The sequence below is a fragment of the Scytonema hankhaensis NUACC26 genome, assembly GCF_045865695.1.
In the GTDB taxonomy this organism is placed as follows: domain Bacteria; phylum Cyanobacteriota; class Cyanobacteriia; order Cyanobacteriales; family Nostocaceae; genus Scytonema.
Genome location: NZ_BAACAP010000144.1, coordinates 1 through 22280, shown reverse-complemented (window position 1 = coordinate 22280; position 22280 = coordinate 1). Strand labels below are relative to the sequence as shown.

Genomic DNA, 22280 nt, shown 5'->3' with positions numbered 1-22280 from the left:
AGTAATCTTAATGAAACTCACCCACTGTTCTGAAGAAGGATGTGTTGAATGAACGTATTGACATGGCAAAACATCAGAGTTAGCCAAGCTGAACAAAGAGCATATTGGCAGAATCAGCTGCATGGTAATCTGCCTGTATTAGATATCCCCTCAGATTATCCGCGAACACCGAACCATTCATTGACTAAGTTGAGGGAAGTTGTTGAGCTTAATGAAGACCTCTACTTAGAAATCAAAAAATTTAGTAGACATCAAAAGGTTAATATGTTTAACCTTTTGGTGGCTGCATTCAAAATTCTTTTATTCCGTTATACAGGTCAGGAAGATATTATTGTTGGTTCCGTGTCTGCTGATAGCATTAGGGAGAGGGAAGGATTCATAAATCCAGTTCCGTTACGGACGCATATACTAGGGTCTCTAAGTGCAGAAGAGACATTGAGGCGCGTTGCTATAACAGTTAAGGAGGCGGCGAAGAATCGAGATTACCCGTTTGAAGAGCTAATTAACGATCTTAAAAGAGATGAAAGTTTAGCTAAATCACCGATTTTTCAGGTGATGTTGGTACTGTGCAATACACCATTTTGTGTTTCAGACGCGCCGATTTTGGAAGGCAATATTGCAGCGTTTAAAGAACACAGTGACAAGTGCGATCTAGTTATTTTTGCCTCTGAAGAAGGAGAGGGCATAAAAATAAGTTGCGAATATAGCGCTGAGTTGTTTGAGTCAGCTTCGGTTAGACGGATGCTTGGGCATTTCCAAACTTTGCTAAAGAGTATTGTTGCCGATCCAGGTCAAAGTGTTTCGACTTTGTTACTATTGACTGAAGCAGAACGGCATCAGCTTTTGGTGGAATGGAATAACACCAAGGTAGATTACCCTCGAGAACAGTGTATCCATCACCTATTTGAAGCTCAAGTAAAACAGACGCCTAATACAGTGGCAGTGGTTTTTGAAGATGAGCAACTGACTTACTGGGAGTTGAATCACCGTGCTGAGCAACTGGCGCATCATCTACGCTCTTTGGGGGTAGGACCGGAAGTTCTAGTGGGTATCTGCGTTGAGCGCTCTATAGAAATGGTAGTAGGATTGCTAGGCATTCTCAAAGCCGGTGGAGCTTATGTGCCGCTAGACCCAGCTTATCCTAAGGAGCGCCTAGCCTTCATGCTGTCAAATTCTCAGTTGTCGATACTGTTAACCCAACGGCAATTTGTTAAGAACCTTCCAGAGAATACAGCGAAAGTAGTGTTAGATGAGCCGTGGGATGCTAGTGACGAAGAGACAAAAGATATTATTACCAACGTGACGGCGAATAACCTGGCTTATGTGATGTATACTTCGGGTTCCACAGGTAAACCCAAGGCTGTTAGCGTTATCCATCGTGGTGTAGTGCGGCTAGTTAAAGGAGCTAACTATGTTAACATAACCAAGGAAGAAGTTTTCTTGCAGTTAGCTCCTATCTCGTTTGACGCATCGACTTTTGAAATTTGGGGTTGCCTGCTAAACGGTGGGAAGTTAGTCATCTTTCCTGCTAGTAAGCTATCTTTGAAAAAATTGGGGCAGACTATTCAGCAATACCAAGTGACTACTTTGTGGCTGACATCTGGTCTGTTTCACCTGATGGTAGATGAGCAGCTTGAAGATTTAAAACCCGTGCGTCAACTCTTAGCCGGTGGAGATGTTTTGTCTGTTCCTCACATCCAGAAGACTCTTCAAAAGTTAGAAGGCTGTAAGTTGATTAATGGCTATGGTCCAACCGAAAATACAACCTTTACCTGCTGCTTTTCAATTACAGAGCCGTTTCAGTTCAGTAATTCTGTTCCTATTGGACGTCCTATTTCCAATACACAAGTTTACATACTGGATAGACATATGCAACCCGTCCCCATTGGAGTTAGGGGCGAGTTGTATACTGGTGGAGACGGTTTGGCTCGTGGCTACTTTAACCGTCCAGAATTAACTGAAGAGAAATTCATCCCAAACCCCTTTAGCGATGAACCAGGTGCATACCTGTACAAAACAGGAGATTTAACACGCTACCTACCGGACGGCAATATTGAATTTCTTGGTCGTATTGATAATCAAGTGAAGATTCGCGGCTTTCGCATTGAACTGGGAGAGATTGAGTCAGCATTATGTCAACACCCAGCTATTAAAGAAGCTGCAGTGATAGTTAAAGAAGACTCATCATCCAATAAGCATCTAGTAGCTTACATAGTTCCAATGCAGGAGCAAGAACTTACCATTCACGATCTGCGGGGTTTCCTCAATCAGAAACTACCTGACTACATGATGCCTCTCGCCTTCGTACAGTTGAACAGTTTACCACTGTCTCCCAACGGCAAAGTAGACCGTCGTACTTTATCTAACTTTACCCTATCGCGACCAGACTCGGCAGGACCACTTATCGCTCCTCGTAACCCCACGGAGCAGCAACTAGCTGATATTTGGACCGAAGTCCTAAAGACTGAAGTGGGCGTCTACGATAACTTCTTTGAATTAGGAGGAAATTCTCTGTTAGCCGCTCAAATTGTTTCTCAATTGTACAAGATGCTATCTGTCGAACTTACAGTCAGCGAACTATTTGAATTCACTACTGTAGCCGAACTAGCCGCACATATTGAAACAGTTATTTTGGTAAATAAAGAAGAGGAAATTAAGCTTTTACAAGCACTCAGACTGAATGGATCTGTTACTTTCTTTGCGGAAGAAGGTAGTATTGAACTGAAAATTTAACCTGAAGAACAAACGGTAATATTCACTATACAAGGAGAAAAAAATGTTGGCTCTTTCAAAATTAATTCAGGAAATCTCAGAAAAAAACATTAAACTTAACATAGAAGGAGATGATTTGAAAGTTTATGTTTCTCAAGATGTACTAACACAAGATTTAATAGAAGGAATCAAAGACAATAGGGAATTTTTAATTAAATTCCTCAGAAAACACAATTCTGAAACAGATAATTGGCAAATCAAATCTCTTCCGAAATCTGGCGACATTCAATTATCTTATGCTCAAAAAAGATTTTGGTTTGCAGATAAAATTAGTCAAAATAAATCGGAGCTAAATATTCCTTTTGCTTATAAAATCACTGGAAGATTTAACTACGACATTTTTGAAAGAAGTGTAAGATTGTTAATTGAAAGGCATGAATCTCTTAGAACCAGATTTCCTCTAAAGGAAGCTAAACCAGTTCAAATCATTCTTGAAAGTTTAGACGGCAACAAACTCGTTGAATATAAAGATATCTCACTTTTTAGTAGCGAACAGAAAAACTCAGTCCTTCAGAATTTGCTTCATCATAATGCAAACACCCCCTTTGACCTTCAAAATGAACCACTTTTCAGAGTCAGAATTGCAAAGCTAAATGAAGATGAACATCTTTTACTTATTTGCCTACACCATATCATTTTTGATGGATGGTCGGTTGGAGTTTTCAATAAGGAGTTGACAATCATTTATAACTCTTTACTAAAAAGTGAAACCGCAAAATTACAACCTCTTCAATTTCAGTATTCTGACTTTTCTCAATGGCAACGCGATCGTACTAAAAGAGATGACTCTACTCAAGAGTTATATTGGAAAAAAGAACTTGAAGGATGTGAAAATTCTCTCTTGACAATTCCCACAGACTATCCTCGACCATCGGCTCTAACTTATTGTGGAGATGTTCATCGCTTCAAGATCGATCGGGATTTGACTCAAAAATTAAAACAAATCTCCTCCTCTTGTAAATCTTCAATGTACAATGTTTTATTAGCAGCATTAAATGTAATGTTATATGCTTACAGTCAGCAAGAGACTATCATTATTGGTAGTCCTGTTGCTAATAGACAACAAAGCGGATTAGAATCTCAAATTGGCTTATTCATCAACACAATTGCGCTCAAAACAAACCTGTTAGAAAAGGAAAAATTTTCTGAACTTGTTACCAGAGTTCGTAAAACTAGCTTAGCGGCGCTAGAAAATCAAGATATTCCCTTTGAAAGGGTTGTCGAGTCCATAGGAGCTAATAGAAGCTTAAGCTACAACCCTATTTTTCAGGTTATGTTTGCCTACCAAAATACTCCTGTAAGTAAGATTGATTTTTCAGGGTGTGATATCGAGGCTATAGAAACCCATGTTCATGGTAGTCAGCTCGACATTACGATTTCCCTTTTTGAAGAAGAAAATAAGCTCAGGGGTGAAGTCTTTTACAGTACCGATCTGTTTGAAAAGGAAACGATTTCCCGGTTGTTTCTACATTTTCAAAACCTTTTACAGCAAATTTCCATAGATCCACATCGTCCTATTTCTGAGTATAAAATAATTACTCCAGAAGAAGAGCGTATCGTCCATTCGGTTTGGAATAACACCCTAGTTGATTATCCTGCTTTGACGTTGGTTGACAAAATTGAACAGCAAGTCATTGCAACTTCAAAAGCCGTTGCGGTTGAATTTGAGGAGCAAAAGCTCACATATGAAGAACTCAATCAAAAAGCAAATCAGCTCGCACGCTACCTGAGAAAGTGTGGAGTAGACTCAGAAACACTGGTAGGCGTCTATATGAAACGCTCCGTTGAAATGGTGGTGTCATTACTTGCTATCATCAAAGCTGGAGGGGCATACGTTCCACTCGATCCTGATTATCCTGAAGAACGTGTTCGCTACACGATCCAAGATTCAAAAATCTCTTACTTGCTATCACAAAAAGACCTTGTTCCAAATCTTTCTGAAGTTGAAGCGCAAATTATTCTTCCAGAAGATCCTGTTATTGCGTCTGAAAGTCAGGATGACCTCTCCCTTAACATAGATCCTGAGTCAACAGCATATATGATTTATACATCTGGCTCTACGGGACGTCCTAAGGGAGTTCCAAACACCCATAAAGGTATTTATAACCGTCTGTGCTGGATGCAATCAGAATTTCAACTTTCGCAACAAGATTGCGTACTCCAAAAAACTCCTTTTAGCTTTGATGTCTCAGTATGGGAGTTTTTCTGGCCACTGATGTATGGAGCACGTATTGTTGTGGCAAAACCAGGTGGTCATCGCGATCCAAGTTACTTAATTAAGGTCATAAATGAAAAGAAAGTGACTACTGTTCACTTTGTACCATCGTTGTTAAATGTTTTCCTGGACGATCCAGATATCAGCACTTGCAAAACACTGCGTCAGGTATTCTGCAGCGGTGAAGCTCTACCTTATCAATCAACCCAAAAATTTTATGAAAAATTTAAGGGATGTTTGTTACATAACCTTTACGGACCAACAGAAGCAGCCATAGACGTTTCCTATTGGCCTTGTTCCCCTCAACAATATGGGCAAAAAGTTCCTATTGGCAAACCTATTGCAAATATACAGCTTTACGTTCTTGATAAATATTTGAAGATTCAGCCAATTGGAGTGGCTGGCGAACTCCACATCGGAGGTGTGGGACTTGCTAAGGGTTATTATGGTCGCGAAGAACTTACACGAGAAAAGTTTATTCCTAACCCATTTGACCCTGAAGGAAAAGGGCGTCTCTACAAAACTGGAGACCTTGCTTGCTACCTTCCTGATGGTAATATTGAGTATCTCGGTCGTATTGATAACCAAATCAAATTGCGTGGATTTAGGGTCGAAATCGGTGAAATAGAATCATGTATTCGTGAAGTTAATGGGGTTCAAGAAGCAGTTGTTACGCTCTACACGACTAAAGCTGGTAGTCAAATGCTCGTCGCCTACATTGTTGGCGATCGCTCTCTTGAAGAAAGTGACATTAAAACGTTTCTTGCCCATCAACTCCCTGAGTTCATGATTCCATCACTCTTTATCACCTTAGAAGCGCTTCCTCTTTCACCAAATGGCAAATTGGATCGCAAAAACCTGCCAGATCCTGCCTCGATTATCGTTGAAAGCGAAGACTTTGAAAAGCCTCATACACCAGTGGAATCCTTACTGGCAGAAATATGGAGAAAGGTTTTACAAGTCGAAAAAGTTAGCTTGCAAAGTAACTTTTTCCAACTTGGTGGTGATTCTATTCACAGCATTCAAGTCGTCGCTCTTATGAAGCAGCAAGGGTTTGATATATCTTTACAAGACATTTTCAAATATCAGACACTTGCCAAAATAGCTAAACAAGCTAAAGAAGTAAATAAAATGTACCATTGCCAAGTTGGTGCTTTTATCCTTTTGAGTGAAGAAGACCGGAGAAAGCTTCCTGATGACATCATTGATGCATGGCCATTAAGCCATTTACAGTCCGGTATGATTTATCATTCTGCACTTCATCCAGACAAACCTATTTATCATGATGTTTTCTGCTTTGATATTGAGGGGAAATATGAGATTGAAGCCATAAAGAAAGCACTGAGATGGGTCTTGAAAAAGCATCCCGTTCTCCGCTCATCATTTGACTTAAAAAGCTATAGTACAACAGTCCAGATTATTCATTCTGAGGTCGAGCTGCCTTTAGAAGTTCAAGACCTAAGAGCACTCAATCAGAACGAGCAAGAAGCTCAGGTAGAAAGATGGGTAGAAAATGAAAAGAATACTCCATTTGAAATCATGAAAGCTCCTTTAATTCACTTTTGCGTGTTCCAACATAGTGATACTTTCTTGACATTAGGTGTTGGATTTCACCATGCCATTTTAGATGGTTGGAGCTTAGCAACTGTTCTTTCAGATTTTTATCAAGCTTACTCTGCCATACTTGATAACGAACCTCTTAAAACTGAGGAGAACCTACTCCAGTTTAGTTCTTACGTACAGTTAGAACAGGAAGCTTTGAAAGATAGACAATTATCTGAGTTTTGGAAAGCTCAACTTGTTGATTTCAATTTTACAGCCATCCCAAGGCTTTATAGCGAGCAAGAGCAAGAAAGATTCAATACAAGAACTTGGGGTTCCATTGAAAATATCATTGACGGCGAGATCTTTGCGTCTTTAAATTCAACTGCACAGACACTTGGCGTTCCACTAAAGAGTCTGCTTTTAGCCGTACACATCAAGGTTATAGGACTTATCGCAAACCAAAAAGATGTCACCACAGGTGTCGTCTTTAATGGAAGACCTGAAGTTTTAGGTGGTGAAAGTCTCTCCGGACTCTTCCTCAACGCGCTACCATTCCGTGTTCTTGTTAAAGAACAAACGTGGCAAGAACTCATTCAAACAGTCTTTGAGATAGAACGCCAAATTATTCCTAACAGACGTTTTCCACTTGCTGAAATCCAAAAATATAATGGAGGTGAACCATATTTTGAAAGTGCTTTCAATTTTACAGATTTCCATGTTTATGAAAAGGGAGCTAATACCAAAAAGCTTAAAGTTGTTAGAGCAAAGTACTTTGAGCAGACCAACTTCACGTTACTCGCCAACTTCAATGTGGATCGCTTTAGTAACAATCTAAAGTTTATGCTGAACTACGATCCGGAAGAGTTAAGTAAAGAACAGGTTAGTAGATATGCCAAATATTACTTAAACGTCCTTAACGTTCTAAGGAGTAACCTTGATGAAAGCATTTTCGAGTTTCCATTATTAGCACCGGAAGAAATCAGTCATTTACTTCCAGAGCTTCCCAAACAGGAACAACCATCAGAATTCCACACACTGAAGCACCATTTTGAAAAAGCTGCGAAAAACTTCCCAAATAAAATTGCACTGACTTGTGGAACTCAAAGCTTAACATATTCTGAACTCAATGCTAGGGCAAACCAATTGGCTTACTTCCTAAAAGAGAAAGGAGTCAAACCACAAAGCTTGATTGGTATAGTCTTTGAAAGAAGCGTGGAAATGATCGTTGCTATCCTTGCCACTTTAAAAGCTGGGGGCGCATACATTCCACTAGATCCGCAAGCACCAAAAGAAAGAATTTCTTTCATATCTCAAGATGCCAACCTTCACCTTCTCTTGACACAAAAATCAGAATTTAATCTTTCCGTTGAAAATGGCATTCCCGTGATTCATTATGACGCCATTGAGACAGAGGTAAAAAACTACCCTAATGACAATCTACAAGTCGATCTTAAACCTCACCATGTGGCATATGTCATCTATACATCCGGTTCCACTGGTCAGCCGAAAGGAGTGTTAGTAAACCACTTTAACGTTCTCCGGCTCTTCTCTCAAACTCAGCAGAATTTTGAATTCAACGAGAAAGATACTTGGACTCTCTTCCACTCTTATGCATTTGATTTCTCCATATGGGAAATGTGGGGAGCACTTTTATACGGTGGACGCCTTGTACTTGTCTCATACTGGATCAGCCGATCGCCAGATGATTTTGTTAACCTTGTACTGTCGGAAAAAGTCACAGTCTTAAACCAGACACCTTCAGCATTCCAACAGTTTCAAAATGCTCTTTTAGATAAGAAAGATGTAGAGAAAACAGATTTACGCTACATCATTTTTGGTGGAGAAGCTCTTGATATTCCAAGTTTAAAACCTTGGTTTAAGAGATTTGGCGACAAGCAACCAACTCTTGTAAATATGTACGGGATCACCGAAACGACGGTACACGTGACTTATCGTCCCATTTATGCAAAGGACACCTTAGCGCCTGGAAGTATGATTGGTGTGCCAATAAAAGATTTAGAAATTTACTTGTTGGACGAAAAGCAACAGCCTGTTCCAATGGGAACACCAGGCGAAATGTACGTTGCAGGTGGAGGTGTCACTTTGGGCTACCTCAACCGGGAAAAACTAACTTCTGAAAGGTTTGTTGAAATCACACTTCCACACTCTCAAGAAAAGATGAAAGTTTACCGCTCTGGAGACCTTGCAAGAAAGTTGTTAAGCGGTGATATTGAATATCTTGGGCGCATAGATCATCAGGTCAAAATCAATGGTTTCCGCATTGAACTTGGTGAGATTGAATCTGTTCTGAAAAGTCTTCCTCAAATCTCTACTTGTGCCGTTATCTCTGTGAATAAAAAAGATGGGGGTAAAGCACTTGCTGGATATTTTGCAACTCAAGATGGTTCCCAAATTGAAACACAACAGATTCGTGAAATGCTGCTCAAAACGTTGCCATCTTACATGGTGCCTTCTTTCCTCATTCAGGTAGAGGACATCCCCCTGACAGTAAATGGAAAATTAGACAGACGAGCATTACCTGTTCCTGAAGAGAGCTTCACACAGAAACAACAAGCCGTAACACCTCCACGTAACGCCCTTGAAGCGGAATTAGTCAAAATTTGGGAGGATGTTTTAGGTGTTCAAGGTCTTGGGATCGATCGCAATTACTTTGAGCTTGGAGGTGATTCCATTTCAGGAATTCGCCTTCTAGCAAAGCTCAAAGATGCTGGCTTTCACTTTACACTTCAAGACATCTTGCGTCTTCAAACAATCCGTGACCTCTCAGAGCAACTGAAGGACGAGCGGGAAAATATTGAGAATCATGTAGCTTTGACCGAACCATTTGCTTTGCTCAATCAAAACGATCAACGACTCATCCCCTCAGGTATTGTAGACGCATACCCTGCAACCATGCTTCAACTGGGCATGATTTATCACAGTGACCTCGATCCAAAACAAGCTGTGTTCCACGACCTTGCTAGTTACCACCTTGAGTTAGAGCTAAATTTAGAGCTTCTCACAAAAGCCATTGAAATCATGATTCAAAGGCATGAAATTTTAAGAACATCATTTGATTTGCAAAACTATTCTGTACCCATGCAGTTGGTACATGAAAGGGTAGAGCCTTTTGTTCGGTACTTTGACATTTCAGATTTGAACTGGGAAAAGCAGGAAAGTATTATTGAACAATGGCTCGAAGATGAGAAGAGCAACAACTTTGACTGGAAGAAAGCACCTATTATGAGGTTCTTTATCCACAAGCGAGGCAAAAATAACTTTAATTTTTCACTGAGCTTTAACCATGCCATCTTAGATGGGTGGAGCTTAGCATCAATTACGTCTCGACTCTTTCAAGACTATCTTGAAATGTTGCAAGGTAACGAACCTTTACCTTACCAGAAACTAAATCTGTCATTTAGGGACTATGTCAAAGTCGAACTGCAAGAGAGAAAGTCTCAGGAAGCCAAGGAGTTCTGGGAGCAAAAGCTAGAAAACTTTACATTCTGCCACTTACCTCGTAACGAACAAGGTAAGATGAACTCCAGATGGAGTGAAACAATTCTCAAATTCTCTAAAGAAGAGTTGGAGAAGCTGACTGAAATTGCAAAGAAATGCAACGTTTCACTTAAACACGTATTGTTGGCAAGTCATATTCACGTCCTTAGTCTCATTTCCAAAACTCAAGATGTACTAACAGGTGTTTTTGCAAATGGGCGCTTAGAACAAAACGAAGGAGATAAAGTCGTCGGTCTGTTCCTAAATACCATTCCATTCCGCCTGCAACTGACTGAAGTGTCATGGAAAGAGTTTTTCAAACAAGTTCTTAAGTCTGAACAAGAAGTCATTCCATTTAGAAGATACCCTCTTGCTTGCATTCAAAAGGACTTCAATGGAAAACAGCTTTTTGAAGTGGCTTTTAACTTCACTCAATTCCACATCTATAGCGAGAACTTAAAAGATGATGATTTCCAAATTTTTGGAGATATCAAATGGTTTGAACATGCTGACTTTACGCTGCTTGTCAACTTTGGAGTGAACGTATTCACGTCGGCTCTGAATATTACGCTAAATGCCAATGGTGCAATTCTCTCTCAAAATCAGCTAGAAATTATTGCTAATATTTACAAAGAAAGCATTCAGACAATACTGAACGATTGTGACGAAAGTATTTTCAATAAAAAACCTTCCATACAAAGGCGCTTAGAGGAACTTAAGTCGCGCCCGTTGTTGGAATGCAATAACCCAGCATTCACAAGACAATCGTTATCAGTTCAGAGTCTTAAAGACTCTATAAAAACTCCTGAAAAGCTTTTAACGCAGGATATTCGTGAAATGTTGTATTCCATTTTTCACGAAGTTTATCGGGAACAAAATATAACCCGCGAGATGGTTTTTATGAATGAAGACATGACTTGGTTAGATTCATTGAGTACTTTAAGAATTGTTGCGCTTATTGAACAGCGACTAGGCGTAAGAATTCCATTATCTCTGTTCTTACAGGAAGAGAACCCGTTACAAAGGATTCTCCATCTACTAGAAAGTTAATAGAACCCTTGCAAAAAGTATTTTTGCAACCGGGTTGAGAAAAGGTAAAAGGGAAATGGAAAATTCAATCCCTTTTACTTTTACCCCATCTCAAATCTCCACGAAGCAAGAAGTTTAATAATTACCTGACATAATTGAGGAAACGAAAATGCTGAAACTCTTCTGTATTACCTTAGGTAGCTCCATTGGTAGCACAGTAATGTGGCTGTTGTTAGTGCCTTTTTTAAAAACTATCGTTGATAATACCGGACAGATTGGAGAAATTGGCATGACTCGTCAAATTAGTAGCCTTTTGGGAGCTCTACTGGTAGGTGTTTGGGCTGATGAAGGCAAGGTTCTTATGAAGTTCATGGGAACAGAAATAATTCAATTCATTCTAGCCATCTTATTCTTAGGAATGTTAATCTTTGCTCCAGCGAACGTTAACTATGAATTTGTCATTGTTTGGACTGCGTTAAGATTTGGAATTATAGGAGCTAGCTCTATTGTTTCCTACAAGATTGTTGGACAGTTTGCAGGCTCTTGGGGGAAAGGTGCTATCATTCATATGCTGACTTCACAGCAAGGAGCTATGGTTTTTGCATCTATTATATGCGCTCTTATTCCGCTTTTTTTTAGTGCAAAATTTGAAACTGCACTGGGAATTGATGCCATTACATCGCTACTGCTCGTTATTTTCATATATATATTGAGGAACAGTTCTCATAATAAAGAGTATCCCAAGACAGCAAAGCAGGGAGTCTCATTGCTTAAACTGCTCATGTTATCTGTACAATCTTTTTGGTACAAAAAGCTTTTTCCCTGGAATAGTATTCAATTGGTCTTTCTTGTCTCACTATCAGGAATGATGGTTTATGCCTACAAAATGTCTAACCAGCAAACTCTGCTTCCGGAAGATATTTGCTATTCACTTAGCTGGTTTTTTTATGGGTTTTCACTTTGGATAGGCGCATTTTTCATTCAAAAACTGCAAAACGACAAAATGCTTGCTGTTTCATCAGCTGGTATCCTAGCTCTTTGTGGAGGCTTAGGAATTCTTGCAGAGTTTAATTTAGAGAATTTGCATATCATAATATACATATTATGTACTTATGTCAACGCTATATGGCTTCATCTCACAAATAAGAAGATTCTCGAGAACGCTCCAGAGGACAAGGTTGCAAGAGTTAGATCTGGTATGGTTCTTTACCTAGCATTTTTGTTTGGAATCGGAGAATTTGCAATTGGACACCTTCTTGATTTAAAATACGGTTTGCTGGAGCTAAGTGCTTTGCGTATCGGGTTTGGTTTAGTTCTAGCACTTTTGGGAAGCATATATTTCACTTCCAAGGGTCAATCGTTCATTAATGCTACAAGGAAAGCTTAAGAAACCTTCTTAAGAAAAGCATTTCTTGTCCAAATTTTATTCACTTATTGAGAGAAAGACGATGACAGATAGAAGCATTATTGAAGTGGTCGATAAACAGCTTAAAGCCTACAATGAACGGAATCTGGAAGAATTTTTAAGCTGCTATATTGATAATGTTCCTGTTCTGGCTTTTCCCTCACAAAAAGAGATTTTAGAGATCTCAGGAAAAGCTTTTGCAAACAGATACAAAAAACTTTTTGAAAATAGTCCTAACCTCCACTGTCGATTGGTCTCGCGATGTATCGAAGGGAATATCGCGATCGATCAAGAATTGGTCACAGGTTTTAATGGTTTAGAAACAAAAACCGCAGTGGCAATTTATCAGATCGAAAATGGAAAAATCACAAAAGTGTGGTTTGTAAAGGACATTTGACTCTTCACTTTATGTTCAACTCCTATTCACCTTTTTTCGGTCGCCGTAAGGTCTTAGAACGAATAGGACTCAAAAGTTGGTTAAGCGCACGCAGTTGCTCGGAGGTACCCATAGCAATCAGCGCATCTCCCGCCATGAAAACCGTGTCAGCCGTAGGACCGCCGATAAGTTCCCCATTAGCCCGACGAATAGCGAGAAGCAATGCTCCTGTTTGTCCTCGCAATCTTGCTTGTCCTAGAGTTTGACCAACAAAAGGACAGCTTGTCGGGTCAAGAAGAAATTCTTCCATATAAAGCTGTCGGTCTGTCCCAGAGAGCATACCGTCAACAAAGTCTAGCACTTGAGGTCTAAGAGCAGCAGCAGCCATCCGCTTTCCACCAGTAATGTAAGGAGAAATCACAGCGTCTGCACCAGCACGTTGTAACTTTTGTAACGCTTCTTCGTTACTAGCTCTTGCGATCGCTCGAATACTGGGATTTAATGTTTTAGCTGACAGAACGACATACAAATTTTCTGCATCTGAGGGTAAAGCCGCTACGATACAAATTGCCCTATCGATCCCAACTTTCAATAAAGTTTCATCTAAAGTAGCATCTCCTTGGTATACAATAAAACCGCGTTCTTGGGCTTTTTGTACGGATTCTAAACTGGAGTCAATCACAACAAAAGAAACGCCTTCAGAGCCGAATTCTATTGCAATTTGGCGACCTGTTCGACTAAATCCGCAAATAATATAGTGTTCAGATAAGGATTCCATTAAACGCCTCTGTCTTCTTAGCCGAATTCCTTGTTGAAAATAACCTTCAATGACCGCTTCAGTAAATCTATTAACAATGTAACCAATACTAACAACTCCCATTAAAATCAAGGCAATGGTAAACAACCTGCCTCGAGCTCCCAAGGGTTGGGTTTCACCGTAACCTACAGTTGCCAAGGTAATGACAGTCATATAAGCGGCGTCTTCCCAAGACCAGCGCTCTATGAATTTGTACCATAAAGTGCCAGTCAGAAAGACACCACCGAGGGCAATCATCCCGGCTGTTAACTCTTTTTGAATGCGTTTGTACTTTTGCTCGAGAGTAGAATACACAGTTTTGTAATATAAGTCACTCGTTTGAGAATATTTGAGAGCTGGCTTAAGATGATGTTTGTACGAAGATTTTTTGCAAGATTTTCATAGAGAATAGCAATTCGCTGTAATATGAAGAATTTTCAGGAGGTGGGCAGTGAGCGTACAAACTCTGGTTGACCAAGCGATAATACCATCTAGCCCCTTTGATACGGAAGGTTTTAATCAATCCGTGATGTCTACTTACGCACGATTCCCCCTTGCCTTAGAACGAGGAAATGGCTGTCGTGTTTGGGATACACAGGGGCAAGAGTATCTCGACTTTGTGGCTGGAATTGCCACTTGCACTCTAGGACACGCCCACCAGGCTATGGTGGAAGCGGTAACTCGACAAATACAAAAGATACACCACGTTTCTAATTTGTACTACATCCCAGAACAGGGAGAGTTGGCAAAGTGGTTAATTGAACATTCTTGCGCGGAGCGCGTCTTCTTTTGCAATTCAGGGGCAGAAGCTAATGAAGCCGCGATTAAACTGGCGCGGAAATACGCTCATACAGTGCAGCAAATTGAAAAGCCCATCATTTTGACAGCACAAGCAAGTTTCCACGGACGAACTCTAGCAACGGTAACGGCGACAGGGCAACCTAAGTATCAAAGAAACTTTGAACCTTTAATGCCTTGTTTCCACTACGTACCTTATAACGATATCAATGCGGTAGAAGTCGCTATTAGCGAACTTGATGAGGGGGATTACCGCGTATCAGCAATTTTACTAGAGCCATTGCAGGGAGAAGGAGGTGTTCGACCGGGGGACATTGCTTACTTCCGCAAGTTGCGCGAGATTTGTGATGAAATCGGTATTTTGCTGATTTTTGATGAAGTCCAAGTTGGAATGGGACGTAGCGGTAACTTGTGGGGGTATGAACATCTTGGTGTTGAGCCAGATATTTTCACCAGTGCTAAAGGCTTAGGCGGTGGTATTCCTATTGGGGCAATGATGTGTAAATCATCTTGTGATGTTTTCCAACCAGGAGAGCATGCCAGCACTTTTGGTGGCAATCCCTTCGCTTGTGGCGTCGCCCTCGCTGTTTGCCAAACCTTGGAACGGGAAAATATCTTGCTCAATGTTAGGGAGAGAGGCGAACAATTGCGTGCTGGGTTGAGAGCGATCGCAGCCAAATACCCCGATCGAATTATAGATGTGAGGGGCTGGGGTCTGATCGACGGCATGGAGTTGAGTGCAGATCTGCCAATAACTGCTGCTGATGTTGTCAAAGCTGCCATAGACGAAGGCTTGTTGCTTGTGCCTGCAGGTCCTAAAGTCGTGCGGTTTGTTCCACCTTTAATTGTGACTGAGGCGGAAATTGACACGGCATTGCAAGCTGTTGATAAAGCAATGGCAACGGTGACAAAATAACGTTTTATAGGTATTTGTCAACAATAAACCCAAGTCAAGAAAAAACTCCTCCTTGCCTTGGGTTCAGTTTGTCAAAATAGCACCGAAACGCTAAATGTTCAATGTGTTATGCTGCAATACGGTTCAGTTAAGACTCGATTCTCTTTAAGAGGATGTCAACAGAAGTATCAAATTTTATGCACGCTCCCCCCAACCCCCTTAAAAAGGGGGCGAGTGAAAGTATTTTCCCCCCTTTTTAAGGGGGGCTAGGGGGGATCGACCAGCATCGAATACTGCTAAGTGAACTGTATTGTGTTATGGTGTCGCAGTACAAAAAGAAAGTAAACAAAGGCAAGTTTTTATGTTGGCTGTAGAATTTCAAGCAAACATCAAAAATGGTTTATTTGAGGTTCCCGAACGTTACAGACAGGAATTGGAAAACTATAAAAATGTAAGAGTAATTATTCTTGTCGATGAAACACAACCTCAAGTTGATATGATTGATTATCTACTAAACCATCCTATTAAAGTAGATAATCAAACTCCTTTGAAGCGAGACGAAATTTATGACTGTAGATAGACGTCATGCAGTCTATTTTATAGATACAAATGTCTGGTTTTATGCTCTAACAACTGCTTCAGATAACGAAGATTCACGAAAATCTGAAGTAGCAAAATCTTTAGTTCAATTACCAAACATAGTACTAAGTACGCAAGTTATTAATGAAGTCTGTACAAATTTGTTGAAAAAAGCACGTCTTACCGAACAGGAAATATCCAAATTTAATTACCAGCTTTTATAGAAAATATAGAGTGGTTAACTTTTATCGTGAGCCTTAATAATACAAGAAAACTTTCTGCTTCTTTAGACGGGCTATACTGTTGGCAAAAGTGGTAACTACTGGCAGTTAAGCGCGGATGGGTAGGTGTTGAAGTTCACCTCACAAGAAAAATGGCTGTATTCCTTTTAGTACAAGACATACCGGCGATCGTACTATCCGACCCATCCGCGCACCTTACCTAGACTTGATTTCAGCCATTTTCCCTCTAGTCAATCTCAATTTCTCGTGCTATGATTGACCCATCCGCGATTTTGAACCTTGACAACCAAATACTGATTGAGTTTTAGGCTTCTGCCATGACAATTTCACTTACTCCCTATTAGGGATTGAAACACCTGATACCTCGCTCGTTAATTAGGCAACTTCGGCGAGGATGACAATTTCACTTACTCCCTATTAGGGATTGAAACTTGGCTTTGCGATCGCTCCTTGCTTAAGGAAACAAATATGACAATTTCACTTACTCCCTATTAGGGATTGAAACAGCAGCAACAAATGACAAAGAAGTTCCGGCGACAATTTTTATGACAATTTCACTTACTCCCTATTAGGGATTGAAACAATGGTGATTCGCGATCGTACCCACTATTGGTTAAATGACAATTTCACTTACTCCCTATTAGGGATTGAAACTATAATCTTACATCCCGGAAAGTTTATATGATGTGATGACAATTTCACTTACTCCCTATTAGGGATTGAAACACAGACAGCAATCAATGGTAAAGCTCCAAGTTCTCACACATGACAATTTCACTTACTCCCTATTAGGGATTGAAACTCAAGAAGCTAATGCAGCAAGAGAAGAAGCAAAATGACAATTTCACTTACTCCCTATTAGGGATTGAAACCAGACAGTTTTTAAGAGGTATCCTTACGGAGATAATGACAATTTCACTTACTCCCTATTAGGGATTGAAACAAATTAAATGTGCTGCCCATCATAGTTAGCTCAAATGACAATTTCACTTACTCCCTATTAGGGATTGAAACGACAACAACCCACTGGGTTGCTATAGTAGAAGAGTGATGACAATTTCACTTACTCCCTATTAGGGATTGAAACTTGTAACAATAAAGCTAACAGATTTTATAACAGGAATGACAATTTCACTTACTCCCTATTAGGGATTGAAACTCTTCAAGAGGCGCAAAACACAAACCACGGCACGATAAATGACAATTTCACTTACTCCCTATTAGGGATTGAAACGTATCGGAGTGAAATATAACAAAATTTTTTAGCATTATGACAATTTCACTTACTCCCTATTAGGGATTGAAACTCTTTAACGGGACCGGCGGCGACAAAAATTGTCGATGACAATTTCACTTACTCCCTATTAGGGATTGAAACTTATGTACTTACCAATGCTGTGAGGAAGTTTATCAAGATGACAATTTCACTTACTCCCTATTAGGGATTGAAACCCACGATCGCACTCCTGCTTTGACGTGGTTGCGAGAATGACAATTTCACTTACTCCCTATTAGGGATTGAAACGCTTTTTGCAAGCACAAGATGGCTACCCCTTTAAATGACAATTTCACTTACTCCCTATTAGGGATTGAAACTCATCATTGTCACCTAACAAGCTTGTCGATGAAGGATGACAATTTCACTTACTCCCTATTAGGGATTGAAACAGTGACCGCCTTCAATTCAACCACCGCTAGTAAAATGACAATTTCACTTACTCCCTATTAGGGATTGAAACAGTGTAGGAGGTTTCTAGGATTTGCTTTAAGCTGAGCAATGACAATTTCACTTACTCCCTATTAGGGATTGAAACTAAAATCAAAGAATTATGTCCAATCTTCGACATCTTAATAATTTAGTGCGCGTAAATTCTCTTCTTCTTTTTTATGCGATCGCTCTCTTCTCCAAATGATAATTTTTACAATATGTTCCGAATTAACCTATAGCGGTTCTCACTTAAATGAAGTACAGATTTATCTGTGTTCATCTGCTACAAGCTGCGGTTCCTTAATTATTTGATGTATTGCACCCAATTGAAACCCGCTATATTTACGCGGTAACCTCTTTATTCCGGCGGACTTTGTTTATATAGTAGCAAATTCTATTCGCCCATAACTTTTAAAACCTTCTCTTATAATTCGTAATTCATAATTAAAAACTCAATGATGAATTACGAACTTATATTTGTCATTCTTTGTAGTTTTCTGCCAACTTCTTCCATAGTGTAAAAGAAGGTGAAAAACCGAAGAATTTCATTAATGGGATAATCTTCTTGCTTGAGTTGTTGTAGGTGATTGAATCGCTTTGTTGCATCAGTAAGTGCAACTTCTATTTCCGGTAAGAATACATGAGATTTGTAAGACGTAACAGCATCTGCCAAAGTGAGCATTGCACTTCTTGTTTCTCGTGCTAGTTGAGATAATTCAATCGAAAGAATTTGCCATAAAGTATCTTGCTCTCGAACGAGTACGGTGTGTTCCATTGTAAGAATGTGCTGCCAAATCCTGCCAACAAGAAATTCCCACGCTTCATTTATGCGAGTTTCTACAGGCTCGCGTGTTTGTCCCTGTCGGACTTCTTTCCAAAGCTCATTTTTTTGCTGGAGTAAACTATTGATAGATATTTTCAATTCATCGGCTGTTGCGCGATCGTAACTTCCTGTAAAGGCGCAGTCTACTACTAGGGCATAGAATTGCTCCAAGTGAGTGAGTGTTTGAGACAAGCAACGCCTGAGTTCTGCACCTGCAGATGTAGGAAAAATGAAGTGATTTACCAATAGTGCAATAACAATACCTAGCAAGGTTTCGAGAAATCTGCGCCAAGCGTAAAGCCAAGGAGACGCATTGTAATTTAAGATAACAATTGCTGATATGTATCCTGCTAGCTTTGCTGCTTCTGTGAATTTCCAATAATTGCTGAGAAATATAGTTAAGAATACACTGAGTCCCAATGACCAAACATTGCTCCCTAGCATGACCGCAAAAATTGCTCCTCCAATAGCACCTATAGCTGTTCCAATCAATCGCTGGAATCCTAATAGCAAAGTACTACCATGGGTAGATGACATGACAATGATGGCAGCAATCACAGCATAAAATGGATATTCCCAGTGCCACCATTTGGCGATCGCAAAAGCAAGAACTGATGCGATCGCCATTTTCAGTGCCATCTTAGCTAGTATGCCATTAGAAGTAGAAGCCCAAGTTTTCAGGTTGGAGAGAGTTGGTAATACCATGCGTGGATTTTAGATTTTGGATTGGGAAAGCTTTGCTTGGACTAAATTTCACAGCACGAGCCGTCGCATTCTTTTTTCAACTTGCTAAAACATTCTAGATATCTACTGGGTGTTGACCGTAAAATGGTAGCGCTTCTGACCAATGAGGACGCATTTCTTTTTGCCAATCTAAATATGCCAGTTGCAGCACGCTTGTTACAGTTGCTGCTAACCCAGATGTGGCTTCAACAAGTTGATAACGGTTGTTATAATTGGCTAACTTCTCTTGCCATACCTCTGGTGCGATCGCAATATCTGGTAGTAGAACATCTAGTCCAGAAGCATTGGGACTGGGTTGATAGATACCACCAAAAACTTGACCTCGTTGGGCTGGCATTTGTACGGCAATAACAGCTTCCTTTAAACTTTCCGACCTTTCTGCTTGCTGTGATAGAATCTGTGACCATGCCACAGCTGCCAAATTGGAGACAGCAAATACGGGAATGCCCAACTGTTGACCCAAAGTACGAGCAGTCACAACCCCAATGCGAGTTCCTGTAAAACCACCCGGTCCCTTAGCAACTGCAATAAACGCCAAGTCAGCCCAAGTTTGAGGCTGAATAAATTCAATTAAATACTGGTGTAAATGGCTGGATAGCTCGCGATCTAAATACCAAACATGAGAACGAGTGCCTCCAGCAAAGTTGCTTATTGCCAAGCCCAGTTCGCGAGTGGTAGTGTGGAGTGCTAATCCGTATTTTGTTGGTGACAGGTGTTGTAGTTGAATGGTCAAGTTAAGTGTAGATAAAGATGTGCTTTTATCCCGTTGCCAGGATTCGGTTAATTTAAATAATACAAGAAAATTTTTGGCTTCTTCAGACGGGGGGCTATACTGCTGGCAAAAGTGGTAACTACTGGCAGTTAAGCGCGGATGGGTAGGTGTTGGAATTCACCTCACAAGAAAAATGGCTGTATTCCTTTTGGTACAAGACATACCGGCGATCGTATCATCCGACCCATCCGCGCACCTTACCCAGACTTGATTTCAGCTATTTTTCCTCTAGTCAATCTCAATTTCTCGTGCTATGATTGACCCATCCGCGATTTTGAACCATGACAACCAAATACTGATTGAGTTTTAGGCTCGTGCAGTTGCAATTTCACTTACTCCCTAATAGGGATTGAAACAAGTCTGTCTCTACGCTGCTGCCATTTCCTGTGAAGTGTTGCAATTTCACTTACTCCCTAATAGGGATTGAAACCCATAAATACGGCTTGGTATGCTGCGGCTATGGTAGTTGCAATTTCACTTACTCCCTAATAGGGATTGAAACAACCAAGAAGGCGGTACGGAGGTGAGCAAGATTGAGTTGCAATTTCACTTACTCCCTAATAGGGATTGAAACCTGGAAAATCAGTGTAAGCGGGGTCTTCAGAATCGTTGCAATTTCACTTACTCCCTAATAGGGATTGAAACTCGTTGTTCAACAGGCGAGATCGCAGTCAGTTAGTTGCAATTTCACTTACTCCCTAATAGGGATTGAAACTATTCGGCGAAGTAGCAATCCCATAGTCACACCTGAAGTTGCAATTTCACTTACTCCCTAATAGGGATTGAAACAAAACCCAGCACGGTAAGCAAGGTTTTGATAACGGGTTGCAATTTCACTTACTCCCTAATAGGGATTGAAACATTAGAGCAAGATGGACTCCTAGTAGAGCATGAAGGGTTGCAATTTCACTTACTCCCTAATAGGGATTGAAACCCGCTTGCTGCAATCCACTAACCAATCCGCTTAAGTTGCAATTTCACTTACTCCCTAATAGGGATTGAAACAACTCAAATTTGTCGGGGAGTGCATCAAAAATCTGCTTGTTGCAATTTCACTTACTCCCTAATAGGGATTGAAACGTGCTTGAAGATTTGGAAGGAATCAGAGAGCGGTTAAAGTTGCAATTTCACTTACTCCCTAATAGGGATTGAAACTTTCCCTAGTCCATTAGGGTCTAGGACTACAACGGTTGCAATTTCACTTACTCCCTAATAGGGATTGAAACTCAGATTTTTGAATCAGCACCCCGTACCACGCTTGGCATTGGTTGCAATTTCACTTACTCCCTAATAGGGATTGAAACTCTTGGTAGCTCGCCTTCCAAAAATCTTCTTTCTCTAGTTGCAATTTCACTTACTCCCTAATAGGGATTGAAACGAAAATCTTTTTTATTAAGGCGTGCTTGCAGTTCCTGTTGCAATTTCACTTACTCCCTAATAGGGATTGAAACCGTGCAGTAGCTCATCTAAACTGACTGTGAGGTTTGCACCGTTGCAATTTCACTTACTCCCTAATAGGGATTGAAACATCGTAAGTAAGGTTTTCTGAACCTAGATAACTAGTTGCAATTTCACTTACTCCCTAATAGGGATTGAAACATGCAAACAGCGATCGCTAATCAGGGAAGATTTAAGTTGCAATTTCACTTACTCCCTAATAGGGATTGAAACTTCTATTGTTTAAAGAATATGCACATGGGGATATTTGTTGCAATTTCACTTACTCCCTAATAGGGATTGAAACAAATATTTGATAATGACACCATAATAATTTGTAAAAGTTGCAATTTCACTTACTCCCTAATAGGGATTGAAACATAATACCCATCCAGATCAGTGCTTAATCTCTGAAGTTGCAATTTCACTTACTCCCTAATAGGGATTGAAACAAGGGAATCAGGAGCAAACCGACTCTTATCTGAAGTTGCAATTTCACTTACTCCCTAATAGGGATTGAAACGTATAGTTCCTTCATAATGTGCCAATGCCAAATGTTGCAATTTCACTTATACCAATTTAATATGAAGCTGCATATAATAGAGGAGTTGCAAACTTCATAAATTTAAGTCTTTATGAGCCGCCC

10 protein-coding genes and 2 CRISPR repeat arrays are annotated in these 22280 nt (G+C 40.2%); of the genes, 7 read left to right on the top strand and 3 right to left on the bottom strand.

All coding sequences use genetic code 11. The features are described from left to right. Positions 1-48: 48 nt before the first annotated feature. The 4 genes from ACKTT2_RS09705 (at position 49) to ACKTT2_RS09690 (ending at position 12861) form a co-directional block, all read left to right on the top strand. Positions 49-2733 (top strand): non-ribosomal peptide synthetase, encoded by a 2685-nt coding sequence (locus ACKTT2_RS09705; protein ID WP_407886113.1) that lies wholly within the window; start codon positions 49-51, stop codon positions 2731-2733. A gap of 43 nt (positions 2734-2776) precedes the next feature. After that, positions 2777-11080 carry a non-ribosomal peptide synthetase gene (locus ACKTT2_RS09700; RefSeq protein WP_407886111.1) on the top strand — a complete coding sequence of 2768 codons (8304 nt, stop codon included), beginning with the start codon at positions 2777-2779 and terminating at the stop codon, positions 11078-11080. Between the two features lie 148 nt (positions 11081-11228). Beyond that, complete coding sequence (locus ACKTT2_RS09695; protein WP_407886109.1) at positions 11229-12446, top strand: MFS transporter; 1218 nt, start codon at positions 11229-11231, stop codon at positions 12444-12446. Positions 12447-12507: 61 nt separating this feature from the next. Further along, on the top strand, positions 12508-12861 hold the full coding sequence (locus tag ACKTT2_RS09690) for a nuclear transport factor 2 family protein (protein WP_407886106.1): 354 nt from the start codon (positions 12508-12510) through the stop codon (positions 12859-12861). Positions 12862-12883: 22 nt separating this feature from the next. On the opposite strand, the gene ACKTT2_RS09685 is transcribed toward ACKTT2_RS09690, so the two are convergent. Beyond that, positions 12884-13951 carry a potassium channel family protein gene (locus tag ACKTT2_RS09685; protein WP_407886104.1) on the bottom strand — a complete coding sequence of 356 codons (1068 nt, stop codon included), beginning with the start codon at positions 13949-13951 and terminating at the stop codon, positions 12884-12886. Between the two features lie 136 nt (positions 13952-14087). Here ACKTT2_RS09685 and ACKTT2_RS09680 point away from each other — a divergent pair, with 136 nt between their 5' ends. The 3 genes from ACKTT2_RS09680 (at position 14088) to ACKTT2_RS09670 (ending at position 16132) form a co-directional block, all read left to right on the top strand. Then, positions 14088-15350 (top strand): aspartate aminotransferase family protein, encoded by a 1263-nt coding sequence (locus ACKTT2_RS09680; protein WP_407886102.1) that lies wholly within the window; start codon positions 14088-14090, stop codon positions 15348-15350. Between the two features lie 340 nt (positions 15351-15690). Further along, positions 15691-15909, top strand: coding sequence for a hypothetical protein (locus ACKTT2_RS09675; protein WP_407886101.1), 219 nt, complete (start codon positions 15691-15693; stop codon positions 15907-15909). Then, entirely contained in the window at positions 15896-16132 is a 237-nt protein-coding gene (locus tag ACKTT2_RS09670; RefSeq protein ID WP_407886099.1) for a PIN domain-containing protein, read from the top strand. The genes ACKTT2_RS09675 and ACKTT2_RS09670 overlap by 14 nt, the downstream gene beginning before the upstream one ends. A 335-nt stretch (positions 16133-16467) precedes the next feature. Continuing rightward, positions 16468-17964: direct repeats of the CRISPR family, unit length 37 nt; unit sequence ATGACAATTTCACTTACTCCCTATTAGGGATTGAAAC. Positions 17965-18321: 357 nt separating this feature from the next. Here ACKTT2_RS09670 and ACKTT2_RS09665 read toward each other — a convergent pair. Then, positions 18322-19386: an FUSC family protein gene (locus ACKTT2_RS09665; protein WP_407886097.1), complete on the bottom strand. Its 1065-nt coding sequence runs from the start codon at positions 19384-19386 to the stop codon at positions 18322-18324. Between the two features lie 94 nt (positions 19387-19480). Continuing rightward, complete coding sequence (gene tsaB / locus ACKTT2_RS09660) at positions 19481-20158, bottom strand: tRNA (adenosine(37)-N6)-threonylcarbamoyltransferase complex dimerization subunit type 1 TsaB (protein WP_407886095.1); 678 nt, start codon at positions 20156-20158, stop codon at positions 19481-19483. 358 nt (positions 20159-20516) lie between these two features. Next, positions 20517-22157: a CRISPR direct-repeat array (repeat unit 37 nt; unit sequence GTTGCAATTTCACTTACTCCCTAATAGGGATTGAAAC). Positions 22158-22280 lie beyond the last annotated feature (123 nt).